This window comes from Gordonia sp. ABSL11-1 (assembly GCF_030315685.1).
Taxonomy (GTDB): domain Bacteria; phylum Actinomycetota; class Actinomycetes; order Mycobacteriales; family Mycobacteriaceae; genus Gordonia.
The window spans coordinates 1-19,918 of record NZ_JASXSI010000034.1 but is presented as its reverse complement, the minus strand read 5'-3'; the positions used below and the strand labels follow the sequence as shown (position 1 = coordinate 19,918).

The window sequence follows — 19,918 nt, the reverse complement described above, 5'->3', positions numbered from 1 at the left end:
CGTCATCGCAACGCCATCCGATCCGCCCGCCACATCCGGGCATAGTGACCGTTGGCGAGGGTCAGCTCGTCGTGAGTGCCGATCTCGGCGATGCGCCCGCGTTCGAGCACCACGATCTGGTGTGCGGCGGCGATGGTGGCGAGCCGATGAGCGATCGTGAGGACCGTCCGTCCCTCCATCAAACGGCTCAGTGCATGCCCGACGGCGGCCTCGGACTCCGGGTCGGCCGCAGAGGTAGCCTCGTCGAGGACGACGACAGGCGTGTCGGCGACGAGTGCCCGGGCGATCGAGATGCGTTGGGCCTCACCGCCGGAGAAGTGCGCGTCGACCCCGACCACGGAGTCGTATCCCCGGGGGAGGTGCTGGATCCGGTCATGGATCCGGGCGGCCCGCGCCGCCGCCTCGACGATGGCGTCGTCGGCGTCGGGGCGGGCGAGCCGGATGTTGTCGGCGACCGAGGATCGCATGAGGGTGACGTCCTGGAAGACGAAGGAGACCAACCGGTAGAGGCTCGTGGGTTCGAGGTCGCGGACATCCGTTCCGTTGACCCGGATCGTTCCGGCATCGACATCCCAGAATCGCGGGATGAGGCGCGCCAGTGTCGACTTGCCCGACCCGGAGGCGCCGACGAGTGCCGTCGTCGTCCCTGGTGCCAGGCGAATCGAGATGTCCTGCAGCACCGGATCGTCTGGTGTGTAGCCGAATTCGACCTGCTCGAAGGTCACCGCGATGGGCGCCGCCGGAATCGGGGACACTTCAGCGGGAGTGGGCAGTGGTGGGATGCCGAGGATCGCATCGACACCGACCAGCACGGACCTGGCCCTGCGCCACGTCATCATCGCCATCGGCAGTGCCCACACCCCACGCGAGACGATCCACGACAGCATCAGGAACGCGACCACGTCCACTGGGTCGATGAGATCGGCCGCCACGAGCGCGGTGCCACCGACGACGACGATCGACAGGATCGACATCCACGACGCCAGCGCCGACGTCACGCGTCCCCGGCGCTGTTGGTCGATCTCCCGACGGAGGTAGCTGTCGGCGTAGGCGTCAGCCGCCGTGCGGAATCGGTTGTTCTCGCGGTCGGCCATCCCGTAGATCTTCGCGACGCCGATGCCCTGGGTCAGTTCGGTCGTGCGCGCGGACAGAGCCGCGGTCGTCTCCTCGTGGCGGCGATCGGCGTCGGATGTCATTCCCATGCGCCGCCATTCGACGGCCGACGCGATGACCACGGGCACGGCGACGGCGGCGGCGAGAATCCACGAGACCGTGAACAGGTAGCCGAACGCGACGACGGTGACGGTGCTGTATCGCGCCGTGTTGGGCAGGGCCTCCCCGATCATCCCGGTCACCGCACTGATGTCCGAAGTGACGGTCTTGCGCAGCCTCGTGACCGCTGATCCAGTGCTGAACCAGCCCAGCGGAATCCGCGACACATGATCGGTCACCTCGGTACGCAGACGCTGTTCGATCCGGCGGCTCGCCCCGAAGCTCGCCGCGTACGAGCAGGCATGGACCAGCGGGACGCCCAGCAACAGCAGCGCTGCGACGACGGCCGGCGTCCACGAGGTCTCGCCCGTGTCCACCGGCCGCCGCACTGCGGCGACGATCGCGACATACGCCCCGACGACCATGACCGCGCAGACCATCTGCAGCAGGATCGACGTCACCACCTGCACCCGAACCGGGCGGATGATGCGCATCAGCCCGGCGGGCGCCCTTCGTGGCGCCCGCTCGTTCCTCGCGGGCTTCTCCGGGATCGAGGGACGTGTGTGGTCAGACAATCAGGTGTCAGCTCCCCGTGGTGGCCGCAGGCAGCTTGTCGAGGCCTGCCGACAGCGATTGCAGACTCTTGATGGCACCTGCGTAGGTCTCCGATGACGCATACGCCACGGGTACCACACGCCCGGCCTTCACCGCGGGCAGGTTCTTCCACGCCTCGGAGTCGAGCACTTCCTGCATCCGCGGATACTTCAGAGAGCCGTCCGGATTCACCTGGTAGACGATCACATCGGCGTCGGCCATGTCCGACAACCGCTCGATCGACACGATCTCGGAGGTCTTCGTCGGCGTGCCGCCGGGGAAGGCGATCCCGATGTCGTTGGCGACGTTGGTGGTGAACGAGTCGTCGAACTCACGCTGATACGAGTCGGCCTGCGTCGAGTTGAAGACGGAGAACGCGGCGAACTTCTTCCCCGCGACGGTTCCGGCGTACTTCGACTTCAGTTCGTCGGCGAGCTTGGTGTACTCGGCCTTCTGCTGGTCGAACTCGTCGGTCTTGCCGGCGGCGTCGGCGGCCTTCTCCCCCACTTCGCGCCATTCGGTCGGCGTGGCGGGCCCCAGGCTCAACGTCGGGGCGATCGCCTGCAGTTGTTCGTCGCTGATCGACGCTTTGTACGCCTTCTGGGGGAATCCCGAGATGATGAGATCGGGTTTCAGCGCGGCGATCTGCTCGTAGGAGAGTTGCGTACCGCCACCGGCATTCGTCTTCGCCGAGCCGGTCGACAGTGTGGCCACCTCCTTGTACCGGGAAATCGCGTCGTCGTCGACGATGGTGCTCGTGTCGTAGCCCGATGTGGCGCCGACGACGGCGGCGTCCGCGGTGAACAGTGACGGGATCACCCGGGACAGGGCGACGATGCGCGTGGGTTTCGCCGGGATCTCGAAGGTCCCGTTGGCAGCGGTGAATGTCCGGGTCGCGCCCTGGTCGGCCGAACTGCCCGCATCGTCCGATCCGCCGGACGAACATCCGGAGGCGACCAGCGCCGCGACCGCGACACCGGCGGCCACCACCACTCGTAGATTTCGTCGCATGTTCTGGATTCTCCATCTCTTTTTCAGGTGCCCGACGGTGTTCCGGTCGGGCAACGTCTCGTGGCGCCTGGCCACGGGGGGCGTCCTCATGGGCGGCGCCACACCTCGTCGACGATCGACACCCAATCGCGCACCGACGCTCCGTCGAGCAGTCTGGCGTGCGGGATCGGATACTCGCCGACGCTCCGAATGTCACGCAGGTGGCCCCTCCACGCCTGCGAGATCGACGGCAGATCCGTCGTACGGGAGGTCGTCGATGCGATGAGAACCGCCGGTACCCCGACCACGCCGACCGTACCGTGCGACAGCATCTGCTCACATCGGGCGTATGCGTCGAACATCTCATTGTGTTCGTCACCGTCCGGGTCATTCCCACCCACCAGGGCACGGCCGTCTGCCGGACCCCCGGACAGACCCAGCATGCGCCGAACCAGTTCGGCGCCTCCGATGTCGGTGGATGCGCCGGTCGCAGAGCGCATCCCGCGCAGTGTCTCGGTGACCGCCTCGTCCGGTGTCATCGGACCGTCGGCACGCGGAGTCGCCGGATATGCGTCGACGATCGTCAGCGACGACACCGCGCGATCCCGCTCGGCGAGTTCCTTCGCGAGCGCGAAGGCGAGGTGGCCGCCGTAGGACCAGCCGAGCAGGTCTGGGCCGGACGGACCGGTGACCCCGATGGCCTCGAGCGCGTCGGCGTACTGCGACGCCATCTCCGCGATGTCGCGGTACGGAACAGGTGTATCCGCCTGGGCCGGATCACGCAGGGCGATCAGACCCCATCCGTCCGGAAGATGCGGCAACAGCGATGCGTACGGGATCACCAGTCCGAATCCCTCTGGCGGACAGACCAGTACCCGACCGTTGCGCGACGGGGCGAACTCGACGACGAGCGGATGGCCGTCGGCCGACGACGAATCCACGGCCGTCCTGTGTGCGCCGCCGTCGATACGTTCGGCGATCTGCCGCAGGGTGGCCCCGGACAACAGGTCCCGGACCGTTATCCGTTCTCCGCCGTCGATCTCGGCCAGCCGCGACACGAGCCGCATCACGACCAACGAATTGCCGCCGGCGTCGCGCACCGAGGAGCTGACCGACACGGATTCGAGACCCACCAGACCCGCGACCAGGTCGGCGATCTGCCGCTCGGTGTCGGTGGCCGGCGGGTCGTGGTGCTCGTCGGCGAGATCGAGAGGTGGGAGTGCTCGGGTGTCGACCTTCCCGTTCACCGTGAGCGGGATGGACACCACCTCACCCAGCCCCGCCGGGATCATGTAGTCGGGCAACCGGTCCCGGAGGTGAGAACGTAGGTCCTCCGCTTCGGTGCCCGACGCCGGATCGGACGGGACGACATATGCGTGCAGCTGTGCCTGCCCGGTGCTCCCAGTGCGTGCGACGACCGCTGCACGGGCGACACCCGGATGTGTCGCCAGCGCGTCGGCGATCTCACCGGGTTCGATCCGGTACCCGTGGATCTTGACCTGATCGTCGCTGCGTCCAAGGTAGTCCAGGGCGCCCTGATCGTTCCAGCGGACCAGGTCACCGGTGCGATACATCCGCTCTCCGGCGCCGTCCTGTTCTTCCCGTCCCCACGGGCAGGCGACGAAACGCTCTGCGGTCTTGGCCGATTGGCCGAGGTAACCACGGGCGATGCCCGCACCGGCGAGGTACAGTTCGCCGACCACCCCCGGCGGCACCGGCCGCAACCCGCGATCGAGCACGTATGCCCGGGTGTTCGCGATCGGCTGGCCGAGAGTCGGGAACGGGCTGTCGGCCAGGTCGGCACCGAGCGCGTTGATGGTGTACTCGGTGGGCCCGTAGAGGTTGTAGGACTCGACTCCGGGTGCATCGCGCAGCTTCTGCCACAACGCTTCCGGTACGGCCTCGCCACCCAGGGACACGAACACGACGCCGGTACCGTCGGTGGCCGTGGACAATCCGGCCGGGCGCTCGCGATCCAGGAGTCCGTTCTCCACGAGTACGTCGATGTAGGACGGAGTCGCATCGAATCCATCCATCGAGGTCGTGTCGTAGTGGGTGAGCAGATCGAGCGGTTCCTTGCGCATCTCCTCGTCGATGATGTGCGTGTGATGCCCGGTGAGCAGCCAGAACAGCTGTTCCCAGGAGGCGTCGAACGAGAACGACGTCGTGTGCGCGATCGCGAGCCGTCGACCGTCCTGGTGGGCGACGACGCGATCGAAGATCTTCTCCTGATGGTTGACATACATGTTCGTCAATCCGCGGTAGCCGACGGCCACGCCCTTCGGACGGCCGGTGGAACCCGAGGTGAAGATGACGTACGCCAGGTTGTCGGCACGGACCGTGCCGCGTTCGCCGGCAGTCAGCGGTCCGTCGGAGATCGCGGTCAGGGCGGCGCGTTCGGTGTCGCCGTCCAGTTCGATCACGTCGACCACGGTCTCGTCGAGCAGCGGCCGCAGCGACGACGTGGTCAGCACGACAGCCGGTTCGGCGACATCGAGCATGTACGCGATCCGGTCGACCGGATGATCCGGATCGACCGGCACGTAGGCAGCGCCGGCGGCGAACACCGCGAACATCGACACGACCATGCGCTCGTCCCGCGGGAGCAGAAGTGCCACCCGGCTCTCCACGCCCACCCCTCTCGAGATCAGCAGCCGCGCCATGGCATTGACCTCGGATCCGAGATCGGCGAAGGACATGCGGCGTTCGCCTGCCACCACCGCCACCGCCTCGGGGGTGCGGGCCACCTGCTGGTCGAACAGGTGGGCGACGGTGACGTCGGCGACCTCTCGGGCGGTGTCGTTCCAGGTGGTGAGGACCTGACCACGCTCGGCCGCGGTGATGACGTCGAGAGAACCGACACTCGCCGTCGGTTCGGCCGCCATCTCCCGCAGAACCGACACGAACCGATCAGTGAGGGTGACGATCTCGGTCTCGTCGAGCAGATCCGCGCGATAGGCGCAGCGCAGGTGGATCGTCTCGCCGGGATGTGCCGCGAAGGAAACGGGATAGTGGGTGGAGTCGTCGAGGACGGTGTCGGTCACCTGGACGGGATCGGGTCCGTAGCCGCGATCGGTGTCCGTCGCGGGATGGTTCTGGGTGATGAACAGCGTGTCGAACAGCTGGTGCAGCCCGGTTTCGCGGGTGATGTCGACCAGACTGAGGAAGGGCGCGTCGACGACGTCGATCTGGGCGTGCTGCTGTCGGGCCAGCAGGTCGGTGACGCTCTCCCACGGGTTCATCTCGACCCGGACGGGCACCGTGTTGAACAGGAGTCCGACGATCCCCTCCGACCCCGGCAGCTCCGGAGGCCGCCCGCTGACGGTCGTCCCGAAGACCACATCAGACGATCCGGTGAGGCGGGCCAGGGTGATTCCCCACGCCGCGTGCAGCACGGTACTCACGGTCGTGCCGGTCGTGCGTGCCAGGGCGCGCACGCGGTCGGTCGTCTCGCGGGAGAGATCGCGATGGTGATCACGTGCCTCCGACGGGTCGGCCTCGCGGTCGACGGCGTCCGGCCGCAACAGCGTCGGTTCGGTGAGCCCGGACAGATACCGCCCCCAGGCGGCCGTCGCCGCCGGCACGTCTTGCGCCGACAGCCAGGTGCAGTAGTCGCGATACGGGGTCGGGGCCGCCAGGGCCGCGCCGGTCGGGTCGTCGTAGAGGGCCAGCAACTCGCCCAGGACCAACTGGTAGGACCAGCCGTCGATCAGGATGTGCTCGAAGGTGATCGCGAGGACCCAGGAGTCGCGGTCCTCCTCGACCAGCAGGAACCGGATCAGCGGTGGACGTTCCGCCGAGAAGGGGCGGGCCCGCTCCTCGCGCAGGATCGCCACGACATCGTCGCCCGTCGCGTTCTCGACCCGCAGCGGCACCTCCGCTGTCCGCGGGATCACCGCGACGCTGGCATCGGCGTGGGTCAGGAATCCGGCACGCAGGTTGGGGCGGCGGCGCAGCAACTCCCCGACGGCAGACCTCATGCGCTCCACGTCGACCGGACCGCGCAGGTGCAGCTTCGCCTGAGAGGCATACAGATCCGGCACACCCTGTTCCGCCGACATCCGCAGGTGGAACAGCAGCCCTTCCTGTAGCGGCGTCACCGGCAGCACGTCGTCGGGTTGCCCGAACAGATCGATCATCCGGTGTGCGTGGGCAGGGGGCAGTTCGACGAGCGGGGCGGGATGAGCCGACGTCATCGCGTTCGCCGCACCCTGGCGCACCAGCGCGCGGAATCGGGCGTCGGTGTCCACGCCGAGCCGGGCCAGGGTCTCGGTCATGACCGAGAGGTCCACCGAGGCCGTCGCGATCCCCTCGGGGCAGGTGGCCGAGAGTCGTACCGGCCGCACGCCGTCGTCGTCCGCACCGATGTGCGCGGTCACGACCAGTCGGTACCGGCCGAGTTCGGTGCTGCCCGAGGCGCACTCGACGTCGGTGTCGAACACCTGCAGTAGTATCTCGGCGTCGTCGGTCTCGTCGAACATGTCGCGGGTGTGCACGATCTCGTGTCGCAGCACCTGATACTGCCGAGCCTGTTCGGGAGATACGCGGAGTTCACTGATCGCTCGGTGCGCGGAATCCGGGTCGCCGATGTCGAGGTCGGTCGGGATCGCGATCGGGCATCTGTGCACCAGGCGGCCCGGCGCACAGGCGACGCCGGTGTCACGTGCCGAGGTCTCGAGATCGATGACGATCGTGTCCGTCCCGTCGAATCCCGCCTGATCTCCGAGCATCGCAGCGAGCGCCGTCAGCAGCGTGTCCACCGACGAGCGTTCGCGGACGGGGCATCTCACCTCGGCCGTGCGCGTGACCGTCGTGTCGCCGGAAGGATCCGCACCGGGCAGACGGAAGGTGTCCGCGTCCGCGGTGTCCTCGATGAACTCGACCCAGAAGTCCTCGTCGAGGAGCGCATCGTCGTCGGCGATCTCGGTCCACGGGCGCGCCACTTCGCAGGGCTCGGGCAGCGCCGGATGCGGCGGGGTGCTTTCCTGGCCAATCTGCAGGTCGGTCGCGATCGTCATGAGCACCTGTGCGGTGGTGTCGACCATGACGGGGTCGCCGTAGCGCATCGACAGTCGTCCGGCACTGACCATTCCGCTCGCGTCGACGACGCAATCGACCCCGATGTCCTTGCGCCACAGACTGTCACCAGATCTGTCGCCGTCGGCGATGGTGAAGCCGCCGGCGACGGCCATGGCATGCTCGGCATGTGCGGGCGCCAACGGGTCCTGTCGCCGGGCGGGCGTGTCGGCCATGCCGGCGTCCGCGGCGGCGAAGATGATGGGCGCACAGGCCAGGTATGCCCGGCGCATCGCCCACACGGGTACGGGTTCGTCGATGGGCAGCCGGATCTCGCCGATCTGTGCGCCGAGATCCGCACCGGCCTCGCGGTCGGCCTCGGCGATGACGTCGACCGGCTCGGCGGTATCGGTCAGCGCGCGCGTCGACAGCGCCGCGAGATCGGCGACCGTGGTCGACGGGTCCACCGCGATGGCCGCCCCGATCGCGGCCGCGGTCTCCATGAGTCCGTCCATCGTGGCGGAGTCGAACAGTTCGCGTGCGTAGTCGACGCCGAGGAGCCACTCCCCGTCCGCGGTCTCCTCGACGCCGAAGACCAGCTCGAACTTCGCGGTGTCCGAATCCGGGATCATCCCGACGCGCTCCAGGAGGTCCGCCCGGTCGACACGGCGCAGGATGACCGGGCAGGCGTCGAACTCCCGGCGCGAACCGGCGTCACGGTAGGCCACCATCACCTGGAACAGGGGGCTTCGCCCGCTTCTCCGCGCGATGTCGTCGGGGCCGCTCACTGTGTCGACGACCGTTTCGAACGGGGTGGCCCGATGTGTCAGCGCCTCGAGGTTGTCGTCGCGGACACGCGTCAAGGCGTCGGTGGCGTCGATGGCATCCGACAGATCGACCGTGAAGACGAGTGTGTTGACGAAGAATCCGACGACCTGCGCGAGGCGCTCGTCGTCGCGGAGTGTCGCCGGGCTTCCGAGCGGTACGACGTCGCCGGCGCCGTACGCCTTCAGTGCGATGGCGACGAGCAGCTCGGTCACCATCAGCGGGCTCGCCGTGTGTTCGTTGCCCCATGCGCGGAGTCCACCGGCGATCGATGACGGTATCCGCACGCGTCGGCTGGCCACCGAGTAGGTCCGGCCCGGCGTGGGAGGTGTCGTATGCGGCAGCTCGATCACCGACGGCCGATTGGCAAAGCGGTTGCGCCAGAACTCGAGATCGCGCGAGATCAGCGAGGTCGGATCGGACCGCTCACCGAGTAGCTCCCGCTGGCGACGTGCGAACTGGGTGTAGGTGACCGCACCCGCGGCCCATGCCGGGGCCCGTCCTACCGCACGCGCACGGTAGGCGTCGACGAGCCCGTCGACGACCAGTGGGAAGGAGCCCTCATCGGTCGCGATGTGATGTCCGGAGACGACGAGCATGTCGCCGGACCCGCTGCGTACGAGCAACACTCGCAGCGACGTGTCGGTGGACAGATCCATCGGTGCGGTGAGGAACTCGCGGACGGACCGGGCCACGCCGCCGTCCGGTCCGGGAGCGCCGAGGGGTGTCTGCACGCGGAACACGTCCGTGTGGTCGACGTCGGCGGCGTCGAGGATCTGTTGCTGTAGTTGTGTACCGTCCCATCGGTAGACGGTGCGCAGCACCGGGTGCCGGTCGAGCAGGTCACGCACGGCCTGCCGCAGGGCCGTCTCGTCGATCGTGCCGTCGACATCGAAGACGGCGCCGACGCGGTAGGCGGAACGGTCGTCGGCCATCTGTTCGGTCAGCCAGAGCGCCTGCTGCCCATAGGACGCCGGCTCGCAGGCTCCCACCTCGATGTCGGCCAGGTCGCCCATCGCGGTCGGAGCCGGATCGGTGGCCGAGGGCGCGTCCAGGACCCGGGCGAGGACGATCGGCTCGGGATGGTCGAAGATCTGCCGGATGGTCGCCGGGATCCCGAGGGCGGCCAGTCGGGCGACGAGACGGTTCGCGGACAGCGAATGTCCGCCGAGGGCGAAGAAGCTGTCGTGCGGTCCGACGGCGGGAATGCCGAGGATGTCGGCGTAGGCGTCACAGAGACGTCGGACGTCGTCGTCGACCTGGTCATCGGAAAGGTGGTCCGTGGCGTCCGGCGCGGGCAATGCCGTCCGGTCAAGCTTGCCGTTGTGTGTCGCCGGCAGCCGGTCGAGCAGAACGACGACGGCCGGGACGAGATGCCGCGGCAGGAGCTCGGCGGCGTGCGCGCGCAGATCGCCGGGACTCGGCGGCCGTTCGGTGTCGGCGGGGGTCACGTACGCCACCAGAATCGGTTCGCCGTCGAGGAGTTCACGTGCGGCGACGGCGACGGCGGCGACCCCGGCCAGTCCTGCGAGCACGCTCTCGATCTCGCCCGGGTCGATCCGCAAGCCGCGCAACGAGATCTGATGATCGGTGCGGCCGAGGTAGACGAGTCGGCCGTCGCGGCGCACCACGCGGTCACCGGTGCGGTAGAGCCGGTCGCCGGGCTGCTGTGCCCAGGGGTCGGCGACAAAACGTGCCGCGGTCTCATCGGCACGGCCGACATACCCGCGAGCCAGTTGCGCGCCCGCGATGTGGAGTTCGCCCGGCTCGCCGTCGTCGACGGGCCGCATCCACGGATCGAGCACGCGAATCGCACTGTTGGCCACCGGAGTGCCGATGCTCACCGTCGAGGCGGGATCGGAGAGGTCGGCGTAGGTGGCGTCACCGGTGACCTCGGTGGAGCCGTACGAGTTGATGATGGCCGACGGCCCGAGCGCGCGCACCCGTTCGACGACACGCGCGGGCAGGTCCTCACCGCTGAGGGTCCAGCGCCGGATCGTGTGCAGGCGCGGGGTGGCCCCGGCCTCCGGATCGGTACTGCCGGCAGCGGAATCGGGACCGGGACCGGTCAGGTCGTCGAGCATCTCGGCGGCCACGGACGGGACCGCTGTGAGTGCGGTGGCGGCGTATGCGTCGGCGAGATCCGCCAGTCGTGACGGGTCGCCGATCTCGTCATCGGTGGCGATCACGATGCGCGCACCGGCGAGCAGTGCGCCGAGGAGTTCGGTGATGCCGTCGATGAATCCGATGGAGGACTTGGCGATCCGGGTGTCGGGCGGTGCGACGTCGCATTCGGCATCGCTGGACAGCGTTGTGTCCCACTCCCGGTCGGCCCACACCAGTCGGTTCGTGAGTGCCGAGTGGGGCACAGCGACCAGCTTGGGGTACCCGGTGGAGCCCGAGGTGAAGATGGCGACTGCGGCGTGGCCCGACCGCAGCCGGGCACGCCGGTCGCTGTCGGTCACCCGGCCGGAGGGCAAACCGGTGAGTTCCGCGGCGATGTCGTCGTCGTCGAACGCGACGACCGGGACGGCGTCGGCGACGATCGATCGGGCCGCGATCGCGGCCGAGGTCAGGACGAGCCGAGGAGCGGCGACCTCGAGCATCGTCCGCAGTCGCGCGTCGGGCGCGGTCGGATCGACGGGTGCACACACGCCTCCGGCCGCCAGCACGGCGAGGACGGCGACGGCGAGATCGTCGGTCCGGGGCGGGAGGACCACCACATGATCGTCAGGTCCGATGCCTCGATCGATGAGAAGCCGGGCCAGTCGCGCCACCCGGGCGTCGAGTTCGGCGGCGGGGATCGCGCGGTTCGCAGTGAGCAGGGTCGGGCGTCGCCCGGTGAGGATCAGGTCGTCGAGCGTTCGGTGCCCGTTGTCGATCTGCGGCCCGGCGTCGTCGTGGCGGCCTCCACGATGGATTCCGTCGTCGGGCAGAGCGGCGGGCAGAGCGGCGATCGGTCGCTGCCAGCGATCGGGTTCCGTTGCGACGGAGATGAAATGAGCAAGGCTGTCGACCAGGCTCGTGAGCTCCGCGTCGTCGTAACGGTCGGCGTCCGCATCGAACTGCAGCTCGATGGCGCCGTCGGCGGTGACACGGCGTCCGGTGACGGTCAGCTCCTGCACCGGCCCGCGTGCCAACGATCCGATGGTTGCCGTGACGTCAGCGAAGCGCAGTTCGTCACCGAATGGCTTGATGTTGATCCACACCGCCGGCCGTAGACTCTCACCGAGCCGCGCGATGTCCTCGCCACGCAGGGTCGTGTGGCTGCGGACCTCTCCGATGGCGTCACGGACCACATCGAGGGCGGCCAGCGGTGTGGTGCTTGCGCCGAGGCCCAGTCGGATCGGCACGACGTTGACCGCGGTCATGGGCACGGTCAGTGCGGCAGAACCGAATCGGTTCATGATCGGGAAGCCGACGGTGACCGGGGTCTGCGCCGATGACGAACGTCGCGATGCCACCCACGACCCGATCAGGGCGGTGAGCACATCGCTCCACGTCGTTCCACTGTCGGCCGCGCGGGCTGCCACCGCGGCGGAGATCTCCGGGCCCACGGTCACCGCGTGCGAGCGCACCGTTCGTGCGACCGCTCCGGCGCCGGGGTGTGGGCTCAGCGATGCGACGTCGGCGGGCGCGTGCGCGCGGGCCCCCCAGAACTCGACATCGGCCTGATACCGCGGTGAGGCCCGGTAGGTCTCGTCCTCGTCGACGACGCCGGCGAGGGACCCGAACCAGCGATCCGGCTCGGACTCGCCCGCCACCCGCGCCGTGTACACCTGCGCCGCGCGTCTGCCCAGCAGGGTCAGACCGTAGGCGTCGGCGACGATGTGGTGGGCACGCAGGAACACGATGGTGTGATCGGGATCGACGTCCAGAATGGCTGCAGCGCAGCAAGGCCCGGTCGCAGGGTCGATCGGGCGACGACGCTCACACTCCATCCACTCGGTGGCGGCGGCCCGGTCGGCGACATCGATGACCCATATACACCCGACGTCACCGACATCACGGGCCGACAACTCCTGGGTGACGGCATCGGCGTCCACGCCGAACGTCACCGAGAGGCCCTCGGCCTCGGTCAGCGCCACCGACAACGACTCCCGCAGGAGGTCGACGTCGATTGCTCCGCGCAGTTCCCATGACTGCGCGACGACGAATGTGGCCGAGTCGCCGACCATCTGGTGACCGAACCACATCGCGGCCTGCGCGTCGGTGGCGCGGATGCGGCGAGCGGTCGAGAGTGTCGTGGATGTCATCACCGTGGATGTGGCCGATGTGCTCAGCGCGACGCCATCTGGTCGGTGGCTCCCGGCACGGGCTGAGCCGGATCGTTGCCCAGGGCGACGATGGCGTTGTCGCCGTTCACGTGCACGACCTTGGGCTGATGCGCGATGAGTTCGGTCTCGTCGAGCTGCAGGAACGACATGATGATGACCAGGTCGTCGGGGTTGACCAGGTGCGCGGCCGCACCGTTGATGCAGATCACGCCGCTGTCGGCGGGACCGGTGATGACATAGGTCTCGAGTCGGGCGCCGTTGGTGATGTCGACGACCTGGACCTGCTCGCCCTCCACCAGATCGGCGGCTCGCATCAGGTTCTCGTCGATCGTGATGGATCCGACGTAATGCAGGTCGGCCTGGGTCACGGTGGCTCGGTGGATCTTTCCGTTGACAACGGTGCGCAGCATCTCAGCTCCCTGTATCGGTCGATTCGGGCGGTTCGGGGTGCCGCCACTCACAAGCAACAAAGCCTATCGTAGAACAACCACACTTGGTAGATTTCAAGGCATGAGTGAGCATGCGACGCGTCACGACCCGGTGTTCCTCCTGTCCCGGCCGGAGGAACACGTGATCGCCACCGGAATCCGCAGTCGATTCGATCGCCTCGACGACGCACGCGAGTACCTCGGTTCCGGCGGGATCCCGGGAATCGTCGGTGCGCTGCCCTTCGACCCGCGCGAGCCGTGCGCACTCACGGCCCCGGTCGAACTGACCCGACGCCCCGGACGATGGCGCCACGACGCACCCGACGTCACGGTCGGCGCGCAGGTCACCGCGTTCCACCCCGAACCCGATCAACATGTCCGCCGCGTCGAGGACGCGGTCCGCGCGATCGCCGATCCGGCCAACGGCGTCGCCAAGATCGTGTTGGCCCGCCGACTGGACGTGCGATCGGCGGAACCATTGTCGCCATGGGACTTTGCCGCACGACTCAGCGCCCGAGACCACGACGGCAACGCGTTCGCCACCGACCTCTCGCCGGCCGGACCATCGTTCGAGGGTCGCCACCTCATCGGCTCGAGTCCCGAGGTCCTGGTCCGCAAACAGGGCGATGTGGTGAGTTGCCATCCCCTCGCCGGTTCCCTGCCGCGCGATCTCGATCCGCTCACCGACGCCGAGAACGGGCGGCGTCTCGCATCGTCGGCCAAGGACCGTCGCGAACACGGTTACGTGGTCGATGCGCTGGCGGCGGCACTGGCTCCCCTGTGCGCGGATCTCGAGGTCCCCGCCGAACCGTCACTCACCTCGACGCCGACGATGTGGCATCTCGGCACCGCGATCAGCGGGCACGTCGCGGATCCGGCGACCACCGTCCTCGACCTCGCGGCCGCGGCGCATCCGACGCCCGCCATCTGCGGGACGCCGACCCCGGCGGCGCGCGATCACATCCTGGCGGTGGAGGGGGGCCGCGGGTTCTATGCCGGCGCCGTGGGCTGGTGCGACACGAACGGCGACGGCGAGTGGATGGTGAGCATCCGATGCGCCGACCTCGCGCCCGACGGCCGCGAACTCGTCACCTGGGCCGGCGGCGGAATCGTTGCCGAGTCCGACCCCGCCGCCGAACTCGCCGAAACCTCGGCCAAGTTCCGCACCGTTCTGTCCGCACTGGACATCGCCGGATAAGCGACTCATCGCAACTGCGGGCGTTCAGCGATAGGCTATTCTGGAATCGTCGTGTTCAACAGTCAGGGAAGCCACCACCGATGTCATCGTCCTCGTCCGAGGTTCTGACCTCCGACGACGCCATGGTCCCCGACGACCGCGAGCTCGCCGAACGGCTTCGCGGGCAGCACCTGTCCGAACAGCCCTGGATCGAGTTGCTGCCGTGGCTGTCCGAGTATCGACGCGGTCCGGGAATCCTCGCCGACGACGAGATCGTCGTCAATGCATGGATACGCAGCTCTCCGGCGGAGACGCTGACCGACGTCAACCAGGAACGCTTCTGCCACCGCATCGCCGAACGTTACGTCGCGGACCGCTCCGCACGACGGCTCACCGACGATTTCCCCGCCGTGCAAGCAGGATCCGAGCCGCTTCCGTTGCCACGCTCGACGCGCGACGCGCTCGCGACCGAACGCGTCGTCACCATCGCCGAACTGATGACACTGTCCGTCGCGGACCTGCTGCATTTCCCCGGGGTCGGTCCGGTGACCGTCGTCAACCTGATCGCACGGCTCGTCGCGAGATCCGGGGTCGTCCGCGAGCACACCCCGGACGAGACGGTACGCCCAGAACCGTTCGACGAGGACGACATACGCTCGTTCGTCGCCGGACTGACCGAACGCGACCGGCTCGTGCTGTTCGACCGCGTCCTGGCGACCCGCCCTCGTACGCAGTCCGAACTCGCCGGAATGCTGGGCACCTCACGCGAACGGGTCACTCAGATCGACCGGAATCTCCGGCGTGGCCTGCGCGAGTTGGTCGACTCCACACCCGGCCTGCGCGACGTCGAGGCCGAGGTCCTGCGGCGTGCCGATCCCGTTGTCGACATCGATTCGCTCACCGCGGAATTCCCTGTTCTCGCAGTGGTGGTCTCCTCACTCGGTACTCCGATCTGGCATCTGCTGACGATCGGCACACCGGACCTGATCACCGTCGACGAGTGGATCGTGCGGAGCTCGCTCAAGGATGCGGCCGCCATCACCCAGGCCGCCGTCGACTCGGTGGCGAGTCCGGAGGACGTCGCCGCACTCCCCTCGGTGGCCGACGGACTGGGACTGCCCGTCGGAGCCGCACGACAATGGCTGCGGCGCAGCGGGTACTCGTTTCTCGGCGACCACGTGATCTCTTCGACCGCGTCGACGGGTGATCTGGTCGCCGGCTTCCTGTCGATGACGGGTACCCCGTGCACCTTCGACGAGATCATCGGTGGCCTCACCGATTTTCCGCGTGCTCCGTCGTCGGTGCGCAACGCGCTGGTCTCCGACGACAGGATCGTCAAGACGGACCGCAGCAGCTACGGGCTGCGCCGCTGGGGTCTGGCCGCCTACGTACCCGTGCACGTCCAGATCGATCGCATCCTTACCGAAGCCGGTGGTTGCGCGCGGCTCCCCGACATCATCGAGGAGATCACCAGCGCGTACGACGTCACCGAGGCGAGCGTCCGCGCCTACGCCAGCGCAGGCGATTTCGTCACCACCGACGACGTCGTGACACGGCGCACCCGCCCCTTCACGCCGCGGAAGTCGCCCACCCGCACCCGCGGGCTCTACCGGGACGGCGAGACCGTCCACTGGTCCACGACGGTGACCGCGGCCCACCTCAAGGGTTCGGCGTTCAACGTGCCCTCCGCGCTGGCCGGCATCGTCGGCATCGCGCCCGGTACCCCCGTCCAGCTGACCACGCGCCACGGGCCGCAGTCGTTCATGTGGGTGTCGGTGCAGGCACGGTCGGGGACCATCAAACGGTTCCTCACCGAACTCGATCTGGCCGAAGGGGATCCGGTTTTCCTCGACTTCACCGACACGACGTTCGATGTGCGTCCCGCCGATGTCCGGGCGACCGGATCACCGACCGCGCAGATCCTGGCACGCCTGGGACGGCCCCGGCGGTCTCGCCTCGCACGCAGTGCACTGCTCGACGTCTTACGCGAATCCCTGTGGCTGCCCACCGATGCGGATGCGGCAGAGATCGTCGCGACGCTCCGTCGCCGCAAGGAGACCGAGCTGGCCGATCTCGTCGACGCGGCGGTCGCCTGAGCCCCTGAACCAGACCCGGAATCCCGGGTCTCAGCCGACCGACAGCAGCGGGCCATCGAACTGCCATCCCGGCCGATCGATCACCGGGACCATCTCCAGTCCCTGTGCACCGTGGTCCATCGGTGGCGTCGCGTCGACACACGCGCACGCGCCTCGTGCCGCGCACGCGATGATCAGCAGCATCGTCCGGCGTGTGTTGAGCGCACCACCGAGCTGCACCGACACACCAGGCCACAGATCGAGTCGGCGACCGAGCCGGTCCGCCTCGGCCAGCAGGTGCTCGGTCGTCTCGACGCGACCCGTGTCCAGATCGGACACCAGGCCTCCGCAGCCGTCGGCGTCCGGCGCCACCACCCCGGAGGACACCGGTTCCGGCGAACTGACGTCGACGAGTGCGAACTCGTCGGCGACCCGGAAGACTGGGATCGACGTCTCGTCGTCGATCAGGCCGTCGATCGCGTCCTCGAGAATGTCGTTGTGGTCCTCGTGGGCAAGCAGGAAGTCGAGGTCGAGCTCACGGGCCCGCCCGATCGAGGAACTGTCGCAGAGGTCGACCGGGACCACGACTGTATCGATAGCGACCAGGGCGTGCCAGGTCAGCACGAACACCCAACCCGATCGGATGCCGAGCCCGATCCGCCGTCCCCTCGTCACACCGCACGCCATCAGGTCGTAGGCGAGGAACTCGACACATTCGGCGAACCGTTCGAAGTCGACGGCGTCACCGTCGATCGCCACCGCGGGACTGCATCCGTAGCAGTCCTGCGCGTCGCTCAACAAGGAGCATGGTGTTACCAGCTGCGTCACTGTCATCCCGTCGCGTTCACACCACCGCGGTGGTGGTGTCCGTCTCGTCGATTTTCGCCCCGGTCCCCTGACCGCGGCGGGTGTCGCTCGGTTTACTAAGGCTATCTTTACCTAAGCTCACTATCCCGACGCAACCCCACCGGGGGACGGTTGGTCGACGGACCGCTCGTTCGTAGCGGCCCCTCCTGTGACAAACGAGGCCGACGTAGTCGTTCAAGCGTGATTGCCACCACATTAGACTTTCCTGATTATTACTCATACGGTACTCATACTTGAGGGCAGAGCGCCCGGCTCGTCATCGATCACTCCTGCTCCGGGCAAGGTCGGGACCCGGGAAGCTCGGTGCCGCGGAAACGAGGAGGAGTGGATGACGAACAGACACAGGACCTTTCGGGTTGCGGGCGTGACCGCGGCCGCGATCGGGGCCGCGGTTGCGGGAGTCGGCTCGGCCGGAGCGGACGCCTTCGTCCGGCTACCCGGAGGTACCGCCCACGGGGAGGGCATCACGCTCAGCCGCAGCGGGGAGAGCGCGCAGGTTTCGGCGTCGATGGCCGGGAACCCCGCGTCGCGCACCGCCTGGGTGAGCGGCAACGTCACTCTCAAGGCGCCGAAGCTCAAGCCCGCCAAGGCAGGTCCGAGCGCGGGCCCGGCCGGCGAGTCCGAGCTGCCGGGGAGCAACGGCACCATGACCAACGGTGCGGCGGCAACCCTGTCCACGGGCTACATCGTCGGCTGCCAGGTCGACATCAAGGGGCTGTCGGGTGACCTGTCGGCCACGTTGTCGGCGACACCGTCGGCGACGGCGAGCCTCTCGGTTCCGCTCGCCGCGGGACAGGTTGTGTTCGTGCAGCTCTCGCGCAAGGACATCGAGAAGCCGGGCACATACAACATCGGCTACGACCGCGCACAGCTGGCCATCCAGAACTGCGGCGGCTACGCACAGGCACGCGCCTTCAGCACCGTCGAGACGACGGGCAAGCTGCACCAGAAGGTGAACCTGTACGGCAAGCCCTTCTCCATCGGATGACAGAGGTCGACATGAACAACATTCTCCGAACCCGGTTCTCGCGTAACGTATGCCGTGCCGGCGCGCTGACGATCGGCGTGCTGGCCGCGATCCCGCTGATGGATCAGGGCGTCGCCCACGCCGACACCTTCGTGCGGTTGCCCGACCAGACCGTGACCAAGAAGCTCGCCGACGGGTCGACGATCACCATCAAGCGCACCAACGAGCGCGCGCGGATCAACCCGTCGCTCGGCGGCACTCCGCTGCACCGCAACGCCTGGGTCTCCGGCCGGTACGACGTCACGACGTCGGACAAGAAGGCCAAGTTCGGTATCGGCTCGGGATACGTCGTCGGCTGCCAGCTGACCCTGGGCGGCAAATCGTCCACGACGTCGACAGCGAAGCCCGGAGCCGGCTCCCCCGGCCAGGAGGTCGCCATCACCGGGACCGCCCAGACCGGCGCCGCCGTCACCCTGGGCCCGGGCCAGGCCGCCAACTACGTCATCAACGACATCGAGTACGCGGATGCATTCGGTTCGCGGGCACATGAATCGGCGGTGAAGTTCCGTGGCGGCGAGGGCGCCGTGGCGTACACCAACGAAACGATGATGATCAACGGATGCGCGGGCTACGCCCAGGCGCGGTCCTACGCCAAGGTGCAGATCCAGACCGAACACACCACACAGGTCGTCTGGCTGTACGGAAAGCCGTTCAGCCTGGGCTGATCGACGCTCCTGTCGCATGCACATGGGCGGCTGACATCCGCGGGGGTAGTTCCCCATGCGGATCGACTGTCCCCCATGTGGTTGACCTTCTCACAGGCCCGGGGCCCTGCGCGGACAGCGCAGGGCCCCGGTGTCCGTGTCGGGCCGGTCCTCGGCGCCCGTCGGCCGCCTGCGGTGCGCATGGCATGCTGTTGACCGCGCCCCTATAGCCCAATTGGCAGAGGCAGCGGACTTAAAATCCGCCCAGTGTCGGTTCGAGTCCGACTGGGGGCACCGTGAAATGCCTGTTCAGCAGGCGTTTCCTCTGCCAGCACGTCGTCCGAACGGCTGAGATGCCACCCCGTGCTACCCAATCGGCACAGCAACACCCCGGTTCGTCAGACCCAGCTGACACCACTTGGTGAGTGGCGGATGAGAAGCGATATCAGGTGTTCGTCAGTTCGACGTACACCGACCCGACCGACGAACGCGCCACCGTGATACAGGGCGATCCTGCGAATGGACCATCTGCCAGCAGGCATGGAGATATTCCGGCTCTTCGAGGTCGAGCGGGCAATGCCTGGTCAGCGGGCCGGCGTGTCGATGATGTGAGACGCCCCAGGTCTCCGGAAATCTGGATGGTGCGTCGTCGTTGTTGTTGGGTTTGGAAGGACTCGAGGTCGCTGCGGTGTGGCGGCAGGTCTGGACTCGGGTGGTGGAGGTGGTGACCGCCGACTCTGCGGCGTCGCGGTGCCCGGACTGCGGCGTGGTGTCGAGGTCGGTGAG

Annotated in this window: 9 protein-coding genes and 1 tRNA gene; 5 read left to right on the top strand and 5 right to left on the bottom strand. The window is 68.0% G+C overall.

All coding sequences use genetic code 11. From position 1 onward, the window contains the following. Window positions 1–2: 2 nt before the first annotated feature. The 4 genes from QSJ19_RS24470 to panD form a co-directional block, all read right to left on the bottom strand. On the bottom strand, window positions 3–1,706 hold the full coding sequence (locus QSJ19_RS24470) for an ABC transporter ATP-binding protein (protein WP_286323650.1): 1,704 nt from the start codon (window positions 1,704–1,706) through the stop codon (window positions 3–5). Window positions 1,707–1,794: 88 nt separating this feature from the next. Beyond that, window positions 1,795–2,817 carry an ABC transporter substrate-binding protein gene (locus QSJ19_RS24465; protein WP_286323649.1) on the bottom strand — a complete coding sequence of 341 codons (1,023 nt, stop codon included), beginning with the start codon at window positions 2,815–2,817 and terminating at the stop codon, window positions 1,795–1,797. Window positions 2,818–2,903: 86 nt separating this feature from the next. Further along, the gene (locus QSJ19_RS24460) at window positions 2,904–12,893 is read right to left on the bottom strand and encodes a non-ribosomal peptide synthetase (protein ID WP_286323648.1); all 9,990 of its coding nucleotides are present in this window, start codon (window positions 12,891–12,893) and stop codon (window positions 2,904–2,906) included. 23 nt (window positions 12,894–12,916) lie between these two features. Further along, window positions 12,917–13,324: an aspartate 1-decarboxylase gene (gene panD / locus QSJ19_RS24455; protein ID WP_187584569.1), complete on the bottom strand. Its 408-nt coding sequence runs from the start codon at window positions 13,322–13,324 to the stop codon at window positions 12,917–12,919. A 100-nt stretch (window positions 13,325–13,424) separates the two neighbouring features. Between panD and QSJ19_RS24450 the strand changes: the two genes are divergently transcribed. Together QSJ19_RS24450 and QSJ19_RS24445 are read left to right on the top strand one after the other, a co-directional pair. Continuing rightward, window positions 13,425–14,540 (top strand): isochorismate synthase, encoded by a 1,116-nt coding sequence (locus QSJ19_RS24450; RefSeq protein WP_286323647.1) that lies wholly within the window; start codon window positions 13,425–13,427, stop codon window positions 14,538–14,540. An 80-nt stretch (window positions 14,541–14,620) separates the two neighbouring features. Continuing rightward, window positions 14,621–16,615 carry a sigma factor-like helix-turn-helix DNA-binding protein gene (locus QSJ19_RS24445; RefSeq protein WP_286323646.1) on the top strand — a complete coding sequence of 665 codons (1,995 nt, stop codon included), beginning with the start codon at window positions 14,621–14,623 and terminating at the stop codon, window positions 16,613–16,615. A 30-nt stretch (window positions 16,616–16,645) separates the two neighbouring features. Here QSJ19_RS24445 and QSJ19_RS24440 read toward each other — a convergent pair whose 3' ends face one another. After that, window positions 16,646–17,392, bottom strand: coding sequence for a hypothetical protein (locus QSJ19_RS24440; RefSeq protein WP_286323645.1), 747 nt, complete (start codon window positions 17,390–17,392; stop codon window positions 16,646–16,648). 397 nt (window positions 17,393–17,789) lie between these two features. Here QSJ19_RS24440 and QSJ19_RS24435 point away from each other — a divergent pair, with 397 nt between their 5' ends. From QSJ19_RS24435 to QSJ19_RS24425, 3 genes are all read left to right on the top strand, one after another. Continuing rightward, window positions 17,790–18,449: an MspA family porin gene (locus QSJ19_RS24435; protein ID WP_286323644.1), complete on the top strand. Its 660-nt coding sequence runs from the start codon at window positions 17,790–17,792 to the stop codon at window positions 18,447–18,449. Window positions 18,450–18,460: 11 nt separating this feature from the next. After that, entirely contained in the window at window positions 18,461–19,153 is a 693-nt protein-coding gene (locus QSJ19_RS24430; protein ID WP_286323643.1) for an MspA family porin, read from the top strand. A 199-nt stretch (window positions 19,154–19,352) separates the two neighbouring features. Next, window positions 19,353–19,426: transfer RNA gene (locus QSJ19_RS24425), tRNA-Leu, on the top strand. Window positions 19,427–19,918 lie beyond the last annotated feature (492 nt).

Excerpts from the sequence above, each read along its gene's own strand:
- QSJ19_RS24465 (WP_286323649.1), bottom strand. The coding sequence starts at position 2,817 with ATGCGACGAAATCTACGAGTGGTGGTGGCCGCCGGTGTCGCGGTCGCG.
- QSJ19_RS24435 (WP_286323644.1), top strand. The coding sequence starts at position 17,790 with ATGACGAACAGACACAGGACCTTTCGGGTTGCGGGCGTGACCGCGGCC.
- QSJ19_RS24460 (WP_286323648.1), bottom strand. The coding sequence starts at position 12,893 with ATGACATCCACGACACTCTCGACCGCTCGCCGCATCCGCGCCACCGAC.
- panD (WP_187584569.1), bottom strand. The coding sequence starts at position 13,324 with ATGCTGCGCACCGTTGTCAACGGAAAGATCCACCGAGCCACCGTGACC.
- QSJ19_RS24470 (WP_286323650.1), bottom strand. The coding sequence starts at position 1,706 with ATGCGCATCATCCGCCCGGTTCGGGTGCAGGTGGTGACGTCGATCCTG.
- QSJ19_RS24445 (WP_286323646.1), top strand. The coding sequence starts at position 14,621 with ATGTCATCGTCCTCGTCCGAGGTTCTGACCTCCGACGACGCCATGGTC.
- QSJ19_RS24450 (WP_286323647.1), top strand. The coding sequence starts at position 13,425 with ATGAGTGAGCATGCGACGCGTCACGACCCGGTGTTCCTCCTGTCCCGG.
- QSJ19_RS24430 (WP_286323643.1), top strand. The coding sequence starts at position 18,461 with ATGAACAACATTCTCCGAACCCGGTTCTCGCGTAACGTATGCCGTGCC.